Source organism: Prevotella sp. oral taxon 313 (genome assembly GCF_003043935.1).
GTDB classification, from domain to species: domain Bacteria; phylum Bacteroidota; class Bacteroidia; order Bacteroidales; family Bacteroidaceae; genus Prevotella; species Prevotella jejuni.
The window spans coordinates 1,783,652-1,802,002 of sequence record NZ_PYXE01000001.1; the positions used below are offsets into that span (position 1 = coordinate 1,783,652).

General features: G+C 41.1%; 13 protein-coding genes. 9 read left to right on the forward strand and 4 right to left on the reverse strand.

Features of this window, described 5'->3' with window-relative positions; genetic code table 11:
- Positions 1 to 2: 2 nt before the first annotated feature.
- The 3 genes from AXF23_RS07000 to AXF23_RS07010 all read right to left on the reverse strand — a co-directional run bounded on the left by AXF23_RS07000 (position 3) and on the right by AXF23_RS07010 (position 6,026).
- On the reverse strand, positions 3 to 3,488 hold the full coding sequence (locus AXF23_RS07000; RefSeq protein WP_107624803.1) for a SusC/RagA family TonB-linked outer membrane protein: 3,486 nt from the start codon (positions 3,486 to 3,488) through the stop codon (positions 3 to 5).
- 379 nt (positions 3,489 to 3,867) lie between these two features.
- Complete coding sequence (locus AXF23_RS07005) at positions 3,868 to 5,145, reverse strand: DUF3078 domain-containing protein (protein WP_107625822.1); 1,278 nt, start codon at positions 5,143 to 5,145, stop codon at positions 3,868 to 3,870.
- 197 nt (positions 5,146 to 5,342) lie between these two features.
- Positions 5,343 to 6,026 (reverse strand): porin family protein, encoded by a 684-nt coding sequence (locus AXF23_RS07010; RefSeq protein WP_107624804.1) that lies wholly within the window; start codon positions 6,024 to 6,026, stop codon positions 5,343 to 5,345.
- Positions 6,027 to 7,134: 1,108 nt separating this feature from the next.
- On the opposite strand from AXF23_RS07010, the gene AXF23_RS07015 reads away from it, so the two are divergent.
- The 7 genes from AXF23_RS07015 (at position 7,135) to AXF23_RS07045 (ending at position 14,159) form a co-directional block, all read left to right on the forward strand.
- The gene (locus tag AXF23_RS07015; protein ID WP_089365814.1) at positions 7,135 to 8,013 is read left to right on the forward strand and encodes a cell division protein FtsX; all 879 of its coding nucleotides are present in this window, start codon (positions 7,135 to 7,137) and stop codon (positions 8,011 to 8,013) included.
- A 93-nt stretch (positions 8,014 to 8,106) separates the two neighbouring features.
- On the forward strand, positions 8,107 to 8,349 hold the full coding sequence (locus tag AXF23_RS07020) for a DUF3098 domain-containing protein (RefSeq protein WP_089365815.1): 243 nt from the start codon (positions 8,107 to 8,109) through the stop codon (positions 8,347 to 8,349).
- A complete protein-coding gene (locus AXF23_RS07025; RefSeq protein ID WP_107624805.1) occupies positions 8,349 to 9,275 on the forward strand; it encodes an undecaprenyl-diphosphate phosphatase in 927 nt (308 codons plus the stop codon). The genes AXF23_RS07020 and AXF23_RS07025 overlap by 1 nt, the downstream gene beginning before the upstream one ends.
- A gap of 21 nt (positions 9,276 to 9,296) precedes the next feature.
- Complete coding sequence (gene truB / locus AXF23_RS07030; protein WP_107624806.1) at positions 9,297 to 9,995, forward strand: tRNA pseudouridine(55) synthase TruB; 699 nt, start codon at positions 9,297 to 9,299, stop codon at positions 9,993 to 9,995.
- 21 nt (positions 9,996 to 10,016) lie between these two features.
- The gene (locus tag AXF23_RS07035) at positions 10,017 to 11,201 is read left to right on the forward strand and encodes an S-adenosylmethionine:tRNA ribosyltransferase-isomerase (RefSeq protein WP_107624807.1); all 1,185 of its coding nucleotides are present in this window, start codon (positions 10,017 to 10,019) and stop codon (positions 11,199 to 11,201) included.
- Between the two features lies 1 nt (position 11,202).
- Positions 11,203 to 11,613: a 2-amino-4-hydroxy-6-hydroxymethyldihydropteridine diphosphokinase gene (folK, locus tag AXF23_RS07040; protein WP_107624808.1), complete on the forward strand. Its 411-nt coding sequence runs from the start codon at positions 11,203 to 11,205 to the stop codon at positions 11,611 to 11,613.
- 113 nt (positions 11,614 to 11,726) lie between these two features.
- Positions 11,727 to 14,159 (forward strand): C10 family peptidase, encoded by a 2,433-nt coding sequence (locus AXF23_RS07045; RefSeq protein ID WP_107624809.1) that lies wholly within the window; start codon positions 11,727 to 11,729, stop codon positions 14,157 to 14,159.
- A gap of 313 nt (positions 14,160 to 14,472) precedes the next feature.
- Here AXF23_RS07045 and rpsO read toward each other — a convergent pair whose 3' ends face one another.
- Positions 14,473 to 14,748, reverse strand: coding sequence for a 30S ribosomal protein S15 (rpsO, locus tag AXF23_RS07050; protein WP_004360506.1), 276 nt, complete (start codon positions 14,746 to 14,748; stop codon positions 14,473 to 14,475).
- 207 nt (positions 14,749 to 14,955) lie between these two features.
- Here rpsO and typA point away from each other — a divergent pair, with 207 nt between their 5' ends.
- Both typA and AXF23_RS07060 read left to right on the forward strand, forming a co-directional pair.
- On the forward strand, positions 14,956 to 16,758 hold the full coding sequence (gene typA, locus AXF23_RS07055; protein ID WP_107624810.1) for a translational GTPase TypA: 1,803 nt from the start codon (positions 14,956 to 14,958) through the stop codon (positions 16,756 to 16,758).
- 346 nt (positions 16,759 to 17,104) lie between these two features.
- The gene (locus AXF23_RS07060) at positions 17,105 to 18,346 is read left to right on the forward strand and encodes a DUF1810 family protein (protein ID WP_107624811.1); all 1,242 of its coding nucleotides are present in this window, start codon (positions 17,105 to 17,107) and stop codon (positions 18,344 to 18,346) included.
- The last annotated feature ends 5 nt before the right edge of the window (positions 18,347 to 18,351 follow it).

An 18,351-nucleotide genomic window follows, 5' to 3' on the forward strand; every position in this document is an offset into this window, starting at 1 on the left:
TATTAGAATTTTAAGTTAAGACCCAAAGTAACCTTTCTATTCAATGGATACTGTGTTCCATCATCCTTACCAGAATAAGGATTGATAACTTCAGGGTCTACTCCTGAATAATTAGTAATCAAGAACAGATTCTCTCCACTAAGGTATATATTAGCATCTTTGATGAAAGAGCCCTTCAACCAGTTCTTTGGTAACTGATAACCAATCACCAACTGCTTGAGACGTAAGAAACTAATGTTCTCAATGTTAGAGTCTACATTACCGTCAAACTGCCCTACATAATCCTTGTCAGCGAACTCAAGTGATGGATACTTCGCATCTCTATTGCTTGTTGTCCAGAAATCATTAGCGTGGAAGTAGTTCATGATAACGCCAAAGTCCTTTGTAAAGGTGAAGGCACTGTTCTTATACATATTCATCACCTTACGGCTGATGGTATAGCTGAAGAGTACATCAAAGCTCAATCCCTTCCATTCTAAGTGGCTATTCAGACCACCGTAGACTGCAGGAAGAGTACTACCAGCATAATAGAGGTCCTTATCATCAATCACACCATCATAGTTCTGGTCCTTAATCTTCCTACCACCCACACGCAATGGATTATTGATAGACTGAAAATAAAGTGGAATCTGCTTACCAGAAGCATTAGGATACATTGGGATATCTTCCGCCTTCTGAACGATTCCCTCATCCTTAAAGGTATAGATACCATAGACAGGGCGACCTAAGACTTTGTCATTAAGGTCTTCGCCATTGTATGTCTTACGTAACATATTCTTATTATGAGAAAGGTTGAAGCCTACGCTCCAATTCCAATTCTTCTTGCGGATAACATCATACTGAGCCTCGAACTCAATACCCTCGTTAGAGATTGCAGAAGCATTGTCCCACATACTTGTAGCAAGGAAGACATTACCTGGCAGATAAGACTGCATCAACAGCTTGCTTGAATACTTATAGTAATAATCGAGTTTGAGCTTCAAACGATAATCCAACATCTGCAAGTCAAGACCAAGGTCATACTGATCACTCTCCTCCCAAGTCAATTTCTTATTAGCCATAGATTGTGGGATAAGACCTAACGAACCATTAAATACATTACTCTCCTCCATCACGCCCAATGCCAAATAAGGTTCTTGGAACTTCTGACCAGACTTACCCCAAGAAGCACGAAGCTTACCGAAGCTCAACCACCAGAACTTCTTCATGAAATGTTCCTCACTGAATGCCCAGCCAAGACCCACAGAAGGGAATGTTCCCCAGCGTACATCCTTACCGAAGACACTTGATCCATCCGCACGGATAGACAACTCCGCCATGTAACGTTTCTTATAGCTATATGCCGCACGACCCAAGAAACTAAGCAATGACTGCTCCTGCTGATTGGTTAGGAAGCTTTGTGCAGCCCTCACAGTTCCACCATCGTTGAAGAGAGAAGGCCATCCCTCACCCGCAAACTTAATAGAGTTAGTAGGGCCACCCTTTGCTGTACCGCTTAGGTTCTGCAGCAAGTCATAGTTATAAGTCATACCAGCCATCAGCTCCAACTTATGTTCGCTTGGCAATGCAAGGTTATAAGTAAGGATATTCTCAGTCTGAATATTCGTCATAGCAATATTAGAAGCCTGTACCTCCGACTTCTTATCATACTTCAGATAATCAGGTGTAAACGTGTAGACACGTGTGAAGTAATGGTCAAGCGAGTAGGTAGATGAGAATTTCAGACCTTTTATAATATTATAGTTCAAGCCTACACTCAGACGAACATTATAATTTGAATTCGTCTTATCAATATCCTTCAACTGCCTTAACGCCACTTGTTCCGCGACACTTCCCTTACCCGGCAAGAGCGTAGACGTACGCTTCGGATCGAATGTCAATCCCTGCACACGTCCCCCATCCGAGCCAGCTTTCTGCGTAGCGTATGTCAGGTTGATACGTGTGAAAGCACTCAACTTCGTCGATAGGTTAAAGTCAAGATTACTCAACAAACTGAAACGACGGAAATTAGAGCTAATCATAATACCCGTTTCATCGTAGATACCAGCATTAACCATATACCTTATATTATCTGTACCACCAGCCAACAACAAGTCACCTTTGGTCACCCTACCTACACGGAAGGCATATTTCCACCAGTTTGTTCTGTTGTTATAGAAAGTGTTCAGTGAGTCTTGTGCTATTCCTGGCAGTCGACGATCTGGGTCTAACACCCTACCATTACGCCACAAGTAGTCGTATGCACCATCATTATCAGCATCCCAGCCGTATGAATCCTTATAAGAATCTGGATAAATCAGCTTATCTGTTATATAATCATAGTGTGCACCTCTCTGGTTCTTAGCCAAGAGAAGAGCTATGTCACGTTCACCCTTACCAAGTGTCTGCATTGGTGTACTTGGTAACCAAGAAAGAGATTGTGAGAAATTGAAGCTTACTTCTGAGCGTCCCGACTTACCTTTCTTAGTAGTAATGAGGATAACACCATTACCAGCTCGCGAACCATAGAGTGACGCAGAGGCAGCGTCTTTAAGCACCTGCACAGACTCTATACTTGAAGGGTCAAGTCCTGACAGTGGGTTAATACCGCCCGTTGCATCCCCAGCACTACTTGACACTGGTATACCATCAATCACGTAAAGCGGTGAACCATCGTTGATACCCTTCTGATTGAGAGAGCTAAAGCCGCGAATCGTGATGCGAGAGCCACCACCACCAGGTGAACCAGACAGGTTAGTCACGTCTACACCAGCCATACGACCCTGCAAGAGATTCTCAATACTTGCTGTTGGTGCCTTCTGCAAATCTTCAACTTTAACAGAGGCAATGGCTCCCACCTGTTCACGTGTATTCCTCTTACCATAAGCAACGACCGTAACCTCACCCATAGCAACGGCAGATGACGTCAGGATAACATTCATCGCCTTACCAGTATGGTATTTTAGTGTCTTTGCGTCATAGCCTACACTGGAGATAGTGATAGTTCCTTCCTCTTTTTCTACAGGCATAGAGAAATTACCATCTACATCGGCAGTAACACCTTTCGACGTCCCCTTAATCTGTACAATAGCAAAAGGTACGCCCAACCCGTCCTTGTCTTTTACTGTTCCATGAATGGTGTATTGTCCCTGTGTAGCATTTTTCATCTTGAACACATCAATCACCTTACCGTCAATATTATAGACAAAAGATGAGTGAGCCAACAAGTTTTCTACAGCACTCAGTTCGTCTACATCCTCAAACGAGATGGTAAGAAGCAACGTATCGTTCTTAACATCATCCGTGTAATTAATCTTGTAGTCTCCCTTTGTAGAAATGAAATCCAAGATCTGAGCAACACTCTTATCCTTAAACGAAATCGAGAACTTCTTTCCTGCGACTTGTGCAGAAGCAGGCGAACTCCACGAAAGCATCAAAATAAAAGCTGTCAGAAACACCAAAGAAGGCAAGCTTCTTAAAGTTCTAAACATGTGTTGATGATACTTCATTGATTAGTCTTTATTGTTATTACTTTTGATATTAACTTATTAAACAAATTAGATTACTTCACAAATGCGCTCTCAACGATTCTACATAAAAAAGGTATTAATATTGATTGCGATGCAAATGTACATAAAAATATTGGATATCAAAGCCAATTGGACATAAAAAAAGTAAAAGAAAAATAGCTATAACAAGACATCTCACCCCTTCTCGGAAAGGAGAAGAGACTTCTAAGATAGAACAGATGCCTACCTATTAAACACGAATAGTCCCTTTACTTTCTCCCTTCTCTATACGTAGAGGAGTACTCTCTCGACGCATAGAGGTGTATTGTCAACAAAGCTTATTACAGGTTTCTACCCCTTCTTTGTTCCAATCGTTATATCAGAAACTATACTGAAATCCTATTGATGCAAATTCCTTCAACTGCCAGAAGGCATAATGGTCATCACGACGTACTCCATCATCAAAACGAGGATAGATGAATACTCGACTTGAGATGTATCGGTTGAAGCGGAAGGTAAAGGTATTCTCCCACTCTAACTCTGTGCGCTTATACGTAGAATAGCCATACAGACGAGTCTTCCAAGTCAACGACTCCATCATCTTCCATTCTAAATCTACAGTAAACTCAGAACCGAAGTCATGCAGGAAATGATTACCATCCTTGATACCCAAACGGCGAGTCAACTCCAACATGCGAGTGTACTTCATGTTATAAGCCAAGGGAGCTAAATGGAAGTTACCCTTCAAACGATGGTTCATCCAGTCGACCGAGTAATCCATACCGATAGAGAGGTTTATGTTCAATGGAGCAACGAAAGCTGAATATACCTTTGGGTCGTTAGACCGATAAGAACGACTAAATTGTGTATTACCAATAAATTGCACCGTATAGTACCACCGCTTCGTTGCCTGCAAGCCAAGTTTTGAGGTAAGACGTATCAAGTCTTCTGTACTCTTGAAACTATGCAAAGAGTCTGAACGACTACTCTGTAAACCGTATTTCAGTTCCAAGCGGTTTTCCCATTTCAATTTCTGTTTATTGTTATAATTGGCCTGCATCACCAAAGAAGCCAATGCTGAATAGTTACTTTCGCCACCTCTATACCAGTTTCCAGAAACATAGTTCTGCAGGAATTGCAAAGCATAATCACCATTAAACGTCCAGAAATTAGGTCGTTTTATCATAACCTCCACTGGCACTGTCGTTGGCTCAACAGGTGTTTCTGGCACCTTCTCAACTAATATTGGGTCATGATGGATTGGTGCGTTAATATCGTCCAACTTTGTCTGCTGCTGCTGTACCATCCTATCAGTCCCTCTGACAAGGTCAGGGCGTGTCAGATAAAGGTGCATCAACTCTGACAAAATAGGGTTGTCATTTCTATCTCGTGTGAACAATTTCTCTGCAACATTACCGTAATAGGTCAGTGGTAGGAACAATCGCATATCATTCCTACGCAGTCTCTGTTCACGACGTATCTTAGGCTTTTTAGACGTAAAAACACTGTCTTTTAATGCGTTCAACGAGTCAACATACGCTTGTATCTTATCCATTGATGGTCGTTCATCGCTACGAACAGGGACAGGATGACTCACTTGAGCAACAGCACCCAAGCATATTGTTAAAAACAATGTGATTAAAAAGTTCCGTTTCATCATACTTAATATAATGTGCAAACTTACAGTATTTTTTTCAATTTACGGCCCTATTTACTGAAAATCTTAATCACTATAAGCAATTTACCCATATAATTAGTTGTCTTCCACTTCATCCTGAAATGAAAGACAACTAACTCTTACATCCAATGGTTATGGTATTTCTTGAATAACAAAGAATACTCCTTAGCGTTGTCTTAAAGATTTAATTTATAACCTACAGACACCTCAAATACGCTGTTACGAGAAGAGTCGCCATACTTGTAAATCTTAAATACGCCCACATGATATAATGCTCCTAATACAACGTTTTCGTACTCATAACTTACGCCAACTGGTATAGAAAGACCAAACTTACGCATACGATTCTTCATATCGATAGTAAACTCATCCTCATGGAAGTTAGACTTTTTACCCTCCTTATCTACTTCAAACGACTGTTGTATTTCATTACTTTTTGCACTAACCAGCAAGGTTGGCTCTATACCAGCCTTTACTGAAAGTCCTGGTAACAGGTAACTATGGATTAAAATCGGCATGGTAACATAATTCATTCGCAAGTTACGACCATAAGACACATAGTCCTTTCCTTTATCATCTTTGAGCTTACAACCTGCTTGAACAAATGATAAACCTGCGGAAAGACCTACGACATCAGAAGCCTGATACATCACATCAGCACCTCCAACAAACCCTAATAATGCATGAGGTTTAACCTCTACAATCATGTTATCGCCCACTTCGTAAATACCAGACCCACCTAACAAAGAAGAAATTGACACTCCTACATGCGGTATCACTGACCATGTACCCGGCTTGTTCTGTGCCATTGATACCAAAGTTGATGTAACAAACACGATTAGAACTGCTATTCGTTTCATAGGTTTTGTATATTATTTTGTTAAAGATTATATCCGTTAAACGTATTTCACATGATTTTATTGCAATACCTTATACTATTTGTGAGTCTTTCATCCCCCGAAAGTTATATATCGAGTTCTAATTACATGCCTAATATTGAGAAATATTGCAATTAAAGTCTTTGATTTACACCAAACCTTACCAACGGATAACAGCCATAACACAGACAAAAGATAGCCTCTTCACAGCTTTCTATGATACGAAAAAATCTTTACATCTACATTCTATATATATGTCTTAAAGACCACGAAGACTCCCCTACAATCATCTTTATAATCAACAACATATCAAATGGTTATGAACTCGTTTCAAGAAGAGGCCAAATTAGGGGCAAGAAGGGCGTCTTTTAGGGGCAAGAAGGGCATGTTCTTGAATGCAATTAAGCGTCTTCTTAAACCTTGAAGGGCAAGTGTTGTTTTGGACAGACAGGAAAAAGATTTACAAACGCAAGCTTGTTGGCAATTAAAACAAAACCTTTAACCTCCTTCCCACCCCATCTTCTTCCAACGTTTCAATACTTAAAACATAGCATGCGGACAGCCCACACAGCATGTATCGAAGTTCGTCCCGTATGATGCGAATGGCAGGTGAAACCGAATTAAAGAGCTACTACAGTCCTTCATCATTTAAGTATCTTTTATCATTCTGCTTATTCTTAAGAGAAACAGAAAAACATGTCTTACCCACTTGTCCTACCGCACTCGGAAAAGTAGCAAGCAGAAACATCCTTTTCAAGGGAGTTTTGAATTTGCTGTCATATCTGTCATCGAATATCATCACCTAAGTCACTAACTGACAGTAGGATTACATGAAATGTTAATTATGACAGCAAATAAAAATAAAACTATTTTCGTAGTTTACGGAATAGTATCTCTTCTGTTAGAGTCGCCCAAACCCTGAATTGCTCGGAAGAATTTCTTTTAATCAAACCGCTCTCCCCCACCCTTCCACAGTAGCGTGTGTAAAAGTTTCATCTATTATCTCTAAATAAAATATAATTTCTTTTGTCATTACCTTATTTTGCTGTATCTTTGCAACAACTTTGGTGTATTATACCTTATTAAAGAAATGGCAAAAAAAAGAAACAAAGCCCGCAGTCGTCATAGTCTGCAGGTTGTCACACTATGTATCAGTACAGCTATGGTGCTGATGCTGATTGGTATGGTCGTACTTACAGGCTTTACCAGTCGCAATCTTAGTTCTTACGTGAAGGAGAATCTTACTATCACCATGATTCTCCAGCCTGATATGAATACAGAGGAGAGCTCTGCTCTTTGTCAACGTATTCGCAACTTGCATTATATCAATAGCCTGAACTTTATCAGCAAGGAGCAGGCTTTGAAGGAAGGAACTCGAGAATTGGGTGCTAACCCTGCCGAGTTTGCAGGTGAGAATCCGTTTACAGGAGAGATAGAAGTACAACTAAAGGCCAACTATGCCAACAACGACTCTATTCGTAACATCGTTCAGCAACTACGAACCTATCGTGGTGTGAGCGACATCACCTATCCACAGAGTTTAGTAGAGAGTGTAAACCAAACGTTGGGTAAGATTAGTCTGGTGCTGTTAGTCATTGCCGTCTTGCTCACCATCGTCTCCTTCTCTCTGATTAACAACACTATCCGTCTGAGTATATATGCACGACGCTTCTCAATCCACACGATGAAACTCGTTGGAGCATCATGGAATTTCATCCGTGCACCATTCTTACGACGCGCTGTATTAGAAGGACTCGTCTCTGCCCTATTAGCTATTGCAGTCTTGGGGGTTGGGATATGCTTCCTCTATGATTACGAGCCAGAGATTACAAAAGTATTGTCGTGGGACGCATTGGTTATCACAGCATTCGTTATGTTAGCCTTTGGTGTGATAATTGCAACCTTCTGCTCATGGTTGTCAGTAAACAAGTTCCTGCGTATGAAGGCAGGTGACCTATATAAAATATAAACGAAAAGTAAATAAGGTAAAAGATTTCTTAGGTGGTGAAGGCTGTCTTGTCTTAACTCCCCCTAACGCTCTTGAACTCCTCAAACAAACAATATGGACAAAAGAAATTTAGCTTTTGGTAAGACCAACTTTATCTTGTTGGCTATAGGTATAGCCGTTGTTATTATCGGCTTTATCCTTATGAGTGGTGGATCCTCCACAGAGACGGTATTCGACCCAAATATCTTTAGTGCTCGTCACATCACAGTAGCACCTATCGTCACCTTTATTGGTTTTATCTCTATCATTGGTGCTATTCTTTATCAGCCGAAAGAAACGAAAGGAATGGAGGACTAATGACACTTTTACAAACGATTATTATCTCTATTGTCGAAGGACTGACGGAGTTCCTTCCAGTGTCATCTACGGGTCACATGATTATTACACAAAATCTTTTAGGTGTACCATCAGGTGACGAGTTTGTACATGCCTTTACCTTCATCATACAGTTTGGTGCTATTCTCTCTGTCGTATGCTTATATTGGAAGCGCTTTTTCCAGATTGACCATACACCTGTACCTGCTGATAAAACTTGTACTTTCAAGAAGAATATTCATCCAATCCGCTTTTACTGGTTATTGTTCATTGGTGTCCTAACTTATACTTTCAAGAAGATTATTCATCCAATCCGCTTCTACTGGTTATTGTTCATTGGTGTCCTACCAGCTGTTATCATTGGCTTAGCAGCTAAGAAAAGTGGTTTACTTGACTGGCTACTCGACTCTGTTTGGGTGGTAGCAATAATGCTCGTTGTGGGTGGTATCTTCATGCTTTATTGTGATAAACTGTTCAATAAGGGAAAAGAAGAGAATCAGGTAACAGAAAAGCGTGCCTTTAGCATTGGTCTTTTCCAGTGCTTATCGGTTATCCCTGGCACAAGCCGCTCTATGGCTACTATCGTTGGCGGTATGGCAAACGGATTGACACGTAAGCGTGCAGCAGAGTTCTCATTCTTCCTTGCAGTACCTACTATGGCTGGTGCAACACTGCTCGACCTACTTGATTTATTAAAAGGTGACAGCACATGGGCGTCTACTCATAACCTTATAATGCTCGCTGTAGGCTGTGTTGTATCATTCATCGTTGCGCTATTGGCAATGAAATGGTTTGTAAGTTTCCTTGCAAAGTATGGTTTCAAGTGGTTCGGTTGGTATCGTATCATCGTTGGCCTTATCATCATTATAATGCTGCTCTGTGATATTCCACTGAATATGGTTGACTAATCTCATATACTTATCATACTAATGAACTTCAAAGAAGGAGTAATCATCCCTATTGACAAGCCCTACGGAATCACCAGTTTCAAGGCGTTAGCACACGTACGCTACCTTTGTACACAGGCGAATGATGGGAAGGTAAAGATTGGTCATGCCGGTACATTAGACCCTTTAGCGACAGGAGTTCTCATCCTGGCAACGGGTAAGATGACAAAGCAGATTGAGACTTTGCAGACTCACACAAAGGAATATACAGCGACCTTACAGCTGGGTGCAACCACACCGAGCTACGATATGGAACATGAGGTAAATGAAAATTTCCCAACAGAACATATTACAAGGGAGCTGATAGACGCTACACTACCTCAGTTTGTGGGTGATATCGAACAAATTCCACCCACTTATAGTGCTGTGAAGGTAGATGGTAAACGTGCTTTCGACTATCGAAGAAAAGGTAAGGATGTTACGTTAAAACCTAAGAACATTCGCATTGATGAGATAGAAGTATTAGTGTTCGATGCAGAGAAGATGCAACTATCAATTCGTGTGGTTTGCGGTAAAGGTACTTATATTCGTGCATTGGCACGCGATCTTGGTCGTGCGTTGAATAGCGGAGCCTACCTTACAGCCTTACGCCGCACACGTGTTGGAGACGTAAGAGTAGAAGACTGTGTCAATTATGACCAGTTTGACGCATGGCTCCAACAACAAACAATAGAAAAATAATAAACTCCCCAATATATAAATATGAAGCTTTCACAGTTTAAATTCAACTTGCCAAAAGAGCAGGTAGCCTTATATCCACATTCTTCTGAACGTGTTCTGACACGTACTGATGGTAGCACACAGACCTTCACCGTCACTCGTCGTGATGAAGGTAGGCTGATGGTGTTACACCGTAAGTCAGGAAAGATTGATATGTTCAAGGCTGATATCAACGGTGAACCTACTGAAGAAGACTACATCCGATTCAAAGATGTATTCAACTACTTCGATGAGGGAGATGCCTTTATCTTCAATGATACGAAGGTATTCCCTGCTCGTCTATATGGTACAAAGGAGAAGACTGATGCGAAGATTGAGGTATTCCTCCTTCGTGAACTCAATCAGGAGATGCGTCTTTGGGATGTATTGGTAGAGCCTGCACGTAAGATTCGTATCGGTAACAAGCTTTTCTTTGATGAGTCTGGTACGATGGTAGCTGAGGTTATAGACAATACTACCTCTCGTGGTCGTACTCTCCGCTTCCTTTACGACTGTCCGCACGATGAGTTCAAGCGTGAGTTATTTGCTTTGGGAGAGGCTCCATTACCACGCTACGTCATTGATAACCGTCCTAAGGAGGCTGGGGAAGAGTTTGCACACGCAACAGCTGACGACATGGAGAATTTCCAGTCTGTCTTTGCAAAGCATGAAGGTGCCGTCTCAGCACCTGGTACAAATATCCATTTCTCTGAACACATGATGAAGATGATGGATATCAAAGGTATCAAGAAGGCCTTTATCACACTACATTGTGGCTTAGGCACCTTCCATGATATTGAGGTAGAGGACCTTACAAAGCATAAGATGGATTCAGAGGAGATGCACATCAATGCTGACGCATGTCGTATCGCTAACGGTGCTAAGCAGGCAGGACATCATATCTGTGCTGTTGGTGCAAGTGTTGTCAAAGCTACAGAGACAGCTGTTGGCACTGATGGTATGATAAAGGAGTATGATGGTTGGACCAATGAATTTATCTTCCCTCCTTACAACTTTGGCTTTGCCGACTCAATGCTGGTAAACTTCTATCATCCATACTCAACTTTATTGATGGAAACAGCAGCCTTTGGAGGTTATGACCTTGTGATGGAGGCATACGATAAGGCGGTGAAGAATGGTTATATGTTTGGTTGCTTCGGCGACTCTCTACTGATTCTTAACGATTAACATGCACATAGTTTATTTATCCCTCGGCACCAATCTTGGTAATAGAAAGGCCATTATGCACGAGGCGATAACACGAATAGAAGGAAAGATTGGCACAGTATTGCGCCAATCTTCTTTCCATGAGACAGAGCCTTGGGGCTTTGAAAGTCCTAATCTCTTCCTCAATGCCTGTGTATGTGTCTCTACCTCTCTTGCTCCCAGACAACTATTAGAGGCGACACAAGCCATAGAAATAGAGATGGGACGAGTAAAAAAGTCTATCAATGCACAATATACAGACCGCATCATAGATATTGATATCCTGCTTTATGACAAGCTAAGTATCAATGAGCCTGACCTTATCATCCCCCACCCTCTTATGGAAGAACGTGATTTCGTTATGCTTCCCTTGAAGGAGATATGGGAGGAGTAAGCGCTCTTCACACCGTAAAATAAACTAAATCTATTTGTCGGAAATATTCTTAAACTTATACAACCCTGACGTAAAATATAACAAACCAAAACTTTGACTAATAAGATAAACAAATGAAAAGAACTTTATTATTAGTACTAACTGCGTTTTCTAACATTCTACTTGCTAACGCAGAACCCATCACCCAAGCACGAGCTTTGAGTATAGCTACAAAATACATCAACAACCCAAAACTATCGAACGATACCCCAAGAACCCGCTCATCACAAGCTAATGAGCAACCAGCTTATTACATTTTTACTAATCCAAACGACAAGAAATTCGTTATTATCTCTGGAGAAAGTAAACTCAACGAGCTCGTGGGTTATGGAGATAAGATGACAGAAAACCCCAACGACCAGCCTCCCTACTTCAAACTGTTCTTAAAGGAATATGAACGTGTTGTAAAAGAAGTGCGTTCTAAAGCTGCGACTACTACTCCACAGCGTCCTATCAAACGAAAAGTAGAACCCTTGCTTACTTGTAAGTGGAGCCAGTATGACCCTTTCAATAAGTACACCCCACTAAGTAATGGACAGCATACACCTACTGGTTGTGTTGCAACAGCCACAGCACAGGTGATGTTCTACAATAAATGGCCTAAGAATCGACCACAAGATTATATAGCATCAACAGGTGATGATGCTAAGAAAAGCGCTACTTATTGGTGGGATGAAATGAAGAACACGACTAATGAGATGAAAACGGAACATTCTCGACAAGCCGTTGGCGTGTTGATGTATGATATTGGTAAGGCTGTCCACATGAGATACTATATTAAAGGAAGCGACTCAAATTTACAATATGCTTGCAATGCACTTCGTGATAAGTTCGACTATACTGTACGTTATCTTGACAAAAACTTCCTTCCTGCCAATGACTTCCTCAATGAGGTGATGCAAGAAATCTCAGATGGATATCCAGTCTTAGTAGTAGGTGGACCACATGCCTTTGTTTATGATGGCTATGATGAGCAGGGGCTCATTCACACCAACTGGGGCTGGGGAGGTGAAAACGACGGATACTTCGACATCAACATAGTTACCCTTAATGTTTCAGGCTTTGCTCTCAATAGTGGAACATTCTGGGACGACATCTCAGTTGTCTTTGCCCATCCTAATGACGGTAAGGCTACCCCTTTTAAGGATATAGAGCGCGGATTAGATGCAAGAACCACCACTTCACTCACTATTGACAAGACAGAAGCAAACCGTTCTGAAAGTTTTAGTGCAAAGATTGAGAAGTTGGGCTCGTATAGTTCGGTGAAAGGTGAACTTGGTGTATTCACTGGGAAGGTTGCACTTGCCCTTTATAATGACAAGAACGAACAAGTAAAAATCTTCAACTCAACTGCAAGCGACCAGACTTGGGCATCTATTTTTACTTCCATGTCCTTTGATGTTGCTGATATTAACTTTAAGGGTATTGCTGACGGAAACTACCATTTAGTACCAGTATTCTCTGAGATGCTCGATACCAAGACAAAGGAACACGGTGACTGGAAGCCAATCAATCACGCCAATGAGATAGAAGTAAAACTCACTCCAAATGCAGTACAGCTTAATACAAACAACCCAAAGGATGTAGTTGTGATTGAGAAAAGCCCAAGTGTACTCTCCCCTTTCTATGAAGATGCAGGAAATGCTGCCTTTAGTTTTACAATGTACAATCCTGGAAGAGAGGAAGTACGTGGCGACTTGGTGATGACACTTACTAATCAAGAGACTAAAGAGGTCTTTAATGTCTATCTACTTACGCCTAACGTTGTTGCACAACGACTTGGCTATTCAACCTTTATTATCAAAATGCTGACGCTTTATTATAGCTCAGGTAAGGTAGGAAAATTACCCAAAGGTAAATATGACGTAACGCTATCGATAAAGGTTAATAGAAATGGTACGGACGTCAATGTACCTATTAAGATGAAAGAACCTTTCAAGATTGAAGTATTGCCTAAGCCAGACAATGGAAATATTCTGTTTACTTTTGTTGATTATTATGCGGATGGTGAATACACTAATTACAGTACCTTCCAACTTAATAAGATAAAGAATATCAGTCTGCAAGTACATTCCAAAGTATCTGGCTATCAGATTAGGAATGGCTACCGTGGACCTATCCATTATCGTCTGCTCGATTTGACAAGTAACAAGTGGATAGACTTGGGTACCATCAATAATGTCTATCTTCCATGTGATGCAGACAACAATGCAGCACAGACACGTATCACCTTTGCTGCTTCTCAATTAGAGCCTAATCATTCATACGAGATACATATTGAGGTTGAAAGAGATGGAAAACGAGAAGACATTTGGAATCCAAATGTGTTACGCAACACATTCTCTACGATTGATGAGTTGAAACCTAATGGTATTAACTTGCTTAAAACCAAGCAGAGCAGAGCACTGAACATATTTACCTTGCAAGGGCTTCGCCTATCACAGCCTTGGGAAGAACTCCCTGCAGGTATCTATATCGTAGATGGTAAAAAGATAATTAAGAAATAATATAAGCTAATCCTATCTTATAACAGATACAGCACGCATAGAGAATGTGAACTTCTTAGGAAGAAATAAGAAAGAAATCGGTCATTGAGTATTATTATTAAATACCCATTGACCGATTTCCTATAAATAGAAAGATATAGTAATTAAGAAAACCTTTACATAGATTCTTCCTTTCCTTGCGTCCTTTTAAAACTTAATCAACAATATAGCAAAAGTAAGATAGCATGAATAGTAAATGAAAAAAGGTAAGAAAGGAAAGTATGGACAAGCCAACCTTAACTTTCTTACCTTTATTTCGTTGCTTCTTAAAAGCTTACTTACGGAGACCCAAAGCCTTGATGATAGCACGATAACGCTCGATGTCACGATCGTAGAGATAATCGAGCAATGCACGACGCTTACCTACGAGCTGTGTCAATGAACGAGTTGTAACGTAGTCCTTGCGGTTCTTCTTAACGTGCTCAGTCAAGTGCTTGATACGATAAGAGAAAAGAGCAATCTGGCTCTCAGCTGAACCTGTGTCAGTTGTACTCTGTGCCTTACCATACTGAGCGAAGATCTCTGCCTTCTTTGTCTTGTCTAAATACATAATTTGTTTGTGTGATTAATGTGATTTGCAATTACATCTTTCCATCGTTAGCCGCCTTAATCACAACGGGTTACGACATCAAATGCATCGGACGTTCCGAAAATGCTGTGCAAAGTTACAACTTTTTATTGGAACCACAAACGTTTTCCATTTTTTATTCGTACTTTTGCACCATAAATTTAGCGTAAGCTTTTTTAAGGTAATTAAATGCAAGATATTCGTAACATCGCAGTTATTGCGCACGTAGACCACGGTAAGACAACCTTGGTTGATAAGATGATGCTCGCAGGAAAACTTTTCCGTGACGGACAAGACAACAGTGGAGAGGTTCTCGACTCTAATGACTTGGAGCGCGAACGAGGGATAACAATTCTCAGTAAGAATGTAAGTATTAATTGGAAAGGAGTAAAAATCAATATTCTCGACACCCCAGGTCACTCTGATTTCGGTGGTGAGGTAGAGCGTGTATTGAACATGGCAGACGGTTGTCTGTTGCTCGTTGACGCTTTCGAAGGTCCGATGCCACAGACTCGTTTCGTACTACAGAAAGCCCTACAACTTGGTTTGAAACCAGTTGTTGTTATCAACAAGGTAGACAAACCAAACTGTCGTCCTGAGGAAGTATATGAGATGGTATTCGATCTCATGTGTGACCTCAACGCTACAGAAGACCAGTTGAATTTCCCAGTTGTCTATGGTTCAGCTAAGAATGGTTGGATGAGTGAGGATTGGAAGAAGCCTACAGATAACATTGAATATCTACTTGACCTTATTATTGAGGCCATTCCAGCCCCTAAACAACTTGAAGGAACACCACAGATGTTGATTACATCTTTGGACTATTCAAGCTACACCGGACGTATTGCCGTTGGTCGTGTACATCGTGGCACACTGAAGGATGGACAGAACATCACTATCTGTCATCGTGACGGAACACAGGAACGCACTAAGATTAAAGAGCTTCATACCTTCGAAGGTATGGGACATAAGAAGACTGATACTGTAGATTCAGGCGACATTTGTGCCGTGATTGGTCTGGAGAAGTTTGAGATTGGTGATACTATAGCTGATTTTGAGAATCCAGAACCACTGCCACCAATCGCTGTTGATGAGCCAACAATGAGTATGCTCTTCACCATCAACGACTCTCCATTCTTCGGAAAGGAAGGTAAGTTCTGTACCTCTCGTCATATCAGTGAACGCCTCAACAAAGAACTTGAGAAGAATCTTGCACTACGTGTACGTCCTATGGAGGACGCAACAGATAAGTGGATTGTCAGTGGTCGTGGCGTTCTCCATCTCTCTGTGCTCATTGAGACAATGCGTCGTGAGGGGTATGAGCTACAAGTTGGTCAACCACAGGTTATCTACAAGGAGATTAATGGACAGAAGTGTGAGCCTATCGAGGAGTTGACAATCAACGTTCCAACTGATTTCTCAAGTAAGATGATTGATATGGTGACTCGTCGTAAGGGTGACTTGCTCGGTATGGACGCTGAGGGCGAACGTGTGAACATTACCTTTGAAATACCATCACGTGGTATCATTGGACTACGTACCAACGTCTTAACAGCCAGTCAGGGTGAAGCTATCATGGCACACCGCTTCAAAGATTATCAGCCATTCAAGGGCGAGATCGTACGTCGTACAAATGGTTCAATGATTGCGTTGGAAGCTGGTACTGCCTACGCTTACGCTATCGACAAGCTACAAGATCGTGGTAAGTTCTTCATTGATTCTGGTGAGGAAGTTTATGGCGGACAGGTTGTTGGTGAGCATGTTCACGACAACGACCTCGTTATCAACGTTACGAAGGCAAAGCAGTTGACCAATGTTCGTGCATCTGGTTCTGACGAGAAGGCACGTGTCATCCCTAAGACCGAGATGAGTCTTGAGGAATGTCTTGAGTACATCAAGGGCAACGAGTATGTTGAGGTAACTCCAAAGAACATTCGTATGCGTAAGATAACGCTCGATCATAATGATCGTAAGCGTGAGAGTAAAGAATAAATCTTATTTCAATCATAAGACGAGGGGCGACTATCCGATGGGGGTAGCCGCCCCTTTCTTTATTACTAATTTTTTGTTTATTGTAGTTGCTGTCACTTTTAACACTTCTCGTAACAGTCTTGTAGTTAGTTGATTATAACGTCAATATTATGACAGTAGTGACAGCAACCTTAAAAATGACCATCTTCTTATTTTGTCCCTTCCGTTAGTTTTCCTCTATTTTCATTTGTTTCATTAATGGATTATAGCTATTTTTGTATTCGAGTTTGTAGCCTTTTGTATAACTCCTGTTTGTTATATCAAAGGTAAGATATTATTGATTAACAGATATGTAAAGTAATAGTTTATGTTAGGAGCAATAGTTGGAGACATCATAGGGTCAGCCTATGAGTTTAATAATACGAAGCGGAAAGAGTTTCATTTGTTTACTCCGAAGAGTAAATTCACAGATGATACGGTGATGACGTTGGCTGTGGCTCGATGGCTGTGTGGCGATAAGGAACATCGCAAAGAAACACTGGTTCGACACATGCAAGAGCTTGGTAGACGTTATCCAACGGCTGGTTATGGCGGTAGTTTTATGCGTTGGTTGTATAATCCAGAGCCTCAACCTTATAATAGCTATGGGAATGGTTCTGCTATGAGGGTGAGTCCCGTTGCGTTCTATGCGCATAGTTTACAGGAAGCATTAGGTCTTGCGAAGATATCAGCAGAGGTGACACACAATCATCCCGAAGGCATAAAAGGAGCACAAGCAATTGCTTCCTCCATTTATCTTGCACGTCATGGGGCAACGAAGAGGGAGATTAAGAGCTATGCAGAGGAGCAATTTCATTATGATTTAAGTCCGCAATTGGATGATATCCGACCTACTTATTCCTATGATATGTCTTGTCAGAATACTGTCCCACAGGCTCTTTTAGCATTCCTTGAGGGTGCCAACTTTGAAGATGTGATACGTATTGCGGTTTCCTTAGGTGGTGATTCAGACACAATAGCAGCGATGGCTGGGAGTATTGCACAAGCATTTTATGGTATTCCTCAAAACCTTGCATCCTATTGTTATGCACTGCTGACACCTTACTTACGCACAATTCTCAATAAGTTCGAAGAAAGTATAGGAGTGCTGACTCCCGACCCTTTCGACATTGAAAGATTTATCAAGGCTCAGAACGATGACAATACCTACCAACAAGCATTGAAAGAAATCTTGCAAGGGCATAAAACCTCCCATTGGATATGGTATATCTTCCCACAACTGAAAGGACTTGGACACAGTACCTACTCGCAATATTACGGCTTAGCAGATACGGACGAAGCTCGTACATTCCTTGCAAACCCTTGCTTGAATGAACGATTACGTGAGATAACTAACGCCCTACTGATATATAAAGACAGAAATATAGAACGCCTCATGGGTAGCTCTATTGATGCCTTAAAACTAAAATCCTCTATGACTCTATTTGATGCCATTAGTCCTAATGACATCTTTAGCAAGGTTCTTGACGTCTTTTACGATGGCAAGAAAGATAAAAATACAGTTCAAAAGATAGGCAAGACTTTCAAAGGTCATACTTCCAACAACTAATCCTA

Coding starts and splice junctions, on each gene's coding strand:
- AXF23_RS07000 (WP_107624803.1), bottom strand. CDS start 3,488: ATGAAGTATCATCAACACATGTTTAGAACTTTAAGAAGCTTGCCTTCT.
- AXF23_RS07005 (WP_107625822.1), bottom strand. CDS start 5,145: ATGAAACGGAACTTTTTAATCACATTGTTTTTAACAATATGCTTGGGT.
- AXF23_RS07010 (WP_107624804.1), bottom strand. CDS start 6,026: ATGAAACGAATAGCAGTTCTAATCGTGTTTGTTACATCAACTTTGGTA.
- AXF23_RS07015 (WP_089365814.1), top strand. CDS start 7,135: ATGGCAAAAAAAAGAAACAAAGCCCGCAGTCGTCATAGTCTGCAGGTT.
- AXF23_RS07020 (WP_089365815.1), top strand. CDS start 8,107: ATGGACAAAAGAAATTTAGCTTTTGGTAAGACCAACTTTATCTTGTTG.
- AXF23_RS07025 (WP_107624805.1), top strand. CDS start 8,349: ATGACACTTTTACAAACGATTATTATCTCTATTGTCGAAGGACTGACG.
- truB (WP_107624806.1), top strand. CDS start 9,297: ATGAACTTCAAAGAAGGAGTAATCATCCCTATTGACAAGCCCTACGGA.
- AXF23_RS07035 (WP_107624807.1), top strand. CDS start 10,017: ATGAAGCTTTCACAGTTTAAATTCAACTTGCCAAAAGAGCAGGTAGCC.
- folK (WP_107624808.1), top strand. CDS start 11,203: ATGCACATAGTTTATTTATCCCTCGGCACCAATCTTGGTAATAGAAAG.
- AXF23_RS07045 (WP_107624809.1), top strand. CDS start 11,727: ATGAAAAGAACTTTATTATTAGTACTAACTGCGTTTTCTAACATTCTA.
- rpsO (WP_004360506.1), bottom strand. CDS start 14,748: ATGTATTTAGACAAGACAAAGAAGGCAGAGATCTTCGCTCAGTATGGT.
- typA (WP_107624810.1), top strand. CDS start 14,956: ATGCAAGATATTCGTAACATCGCAGTTATTGCGCACGTAGACCACGGT.
- AXF23_RS07060 (WP_107624811.1), top strand. CDS start 17,105: ATGTTAGGAGCAATAGTTGGAGACATCATAGGGTCAGCCTATGAGTTT.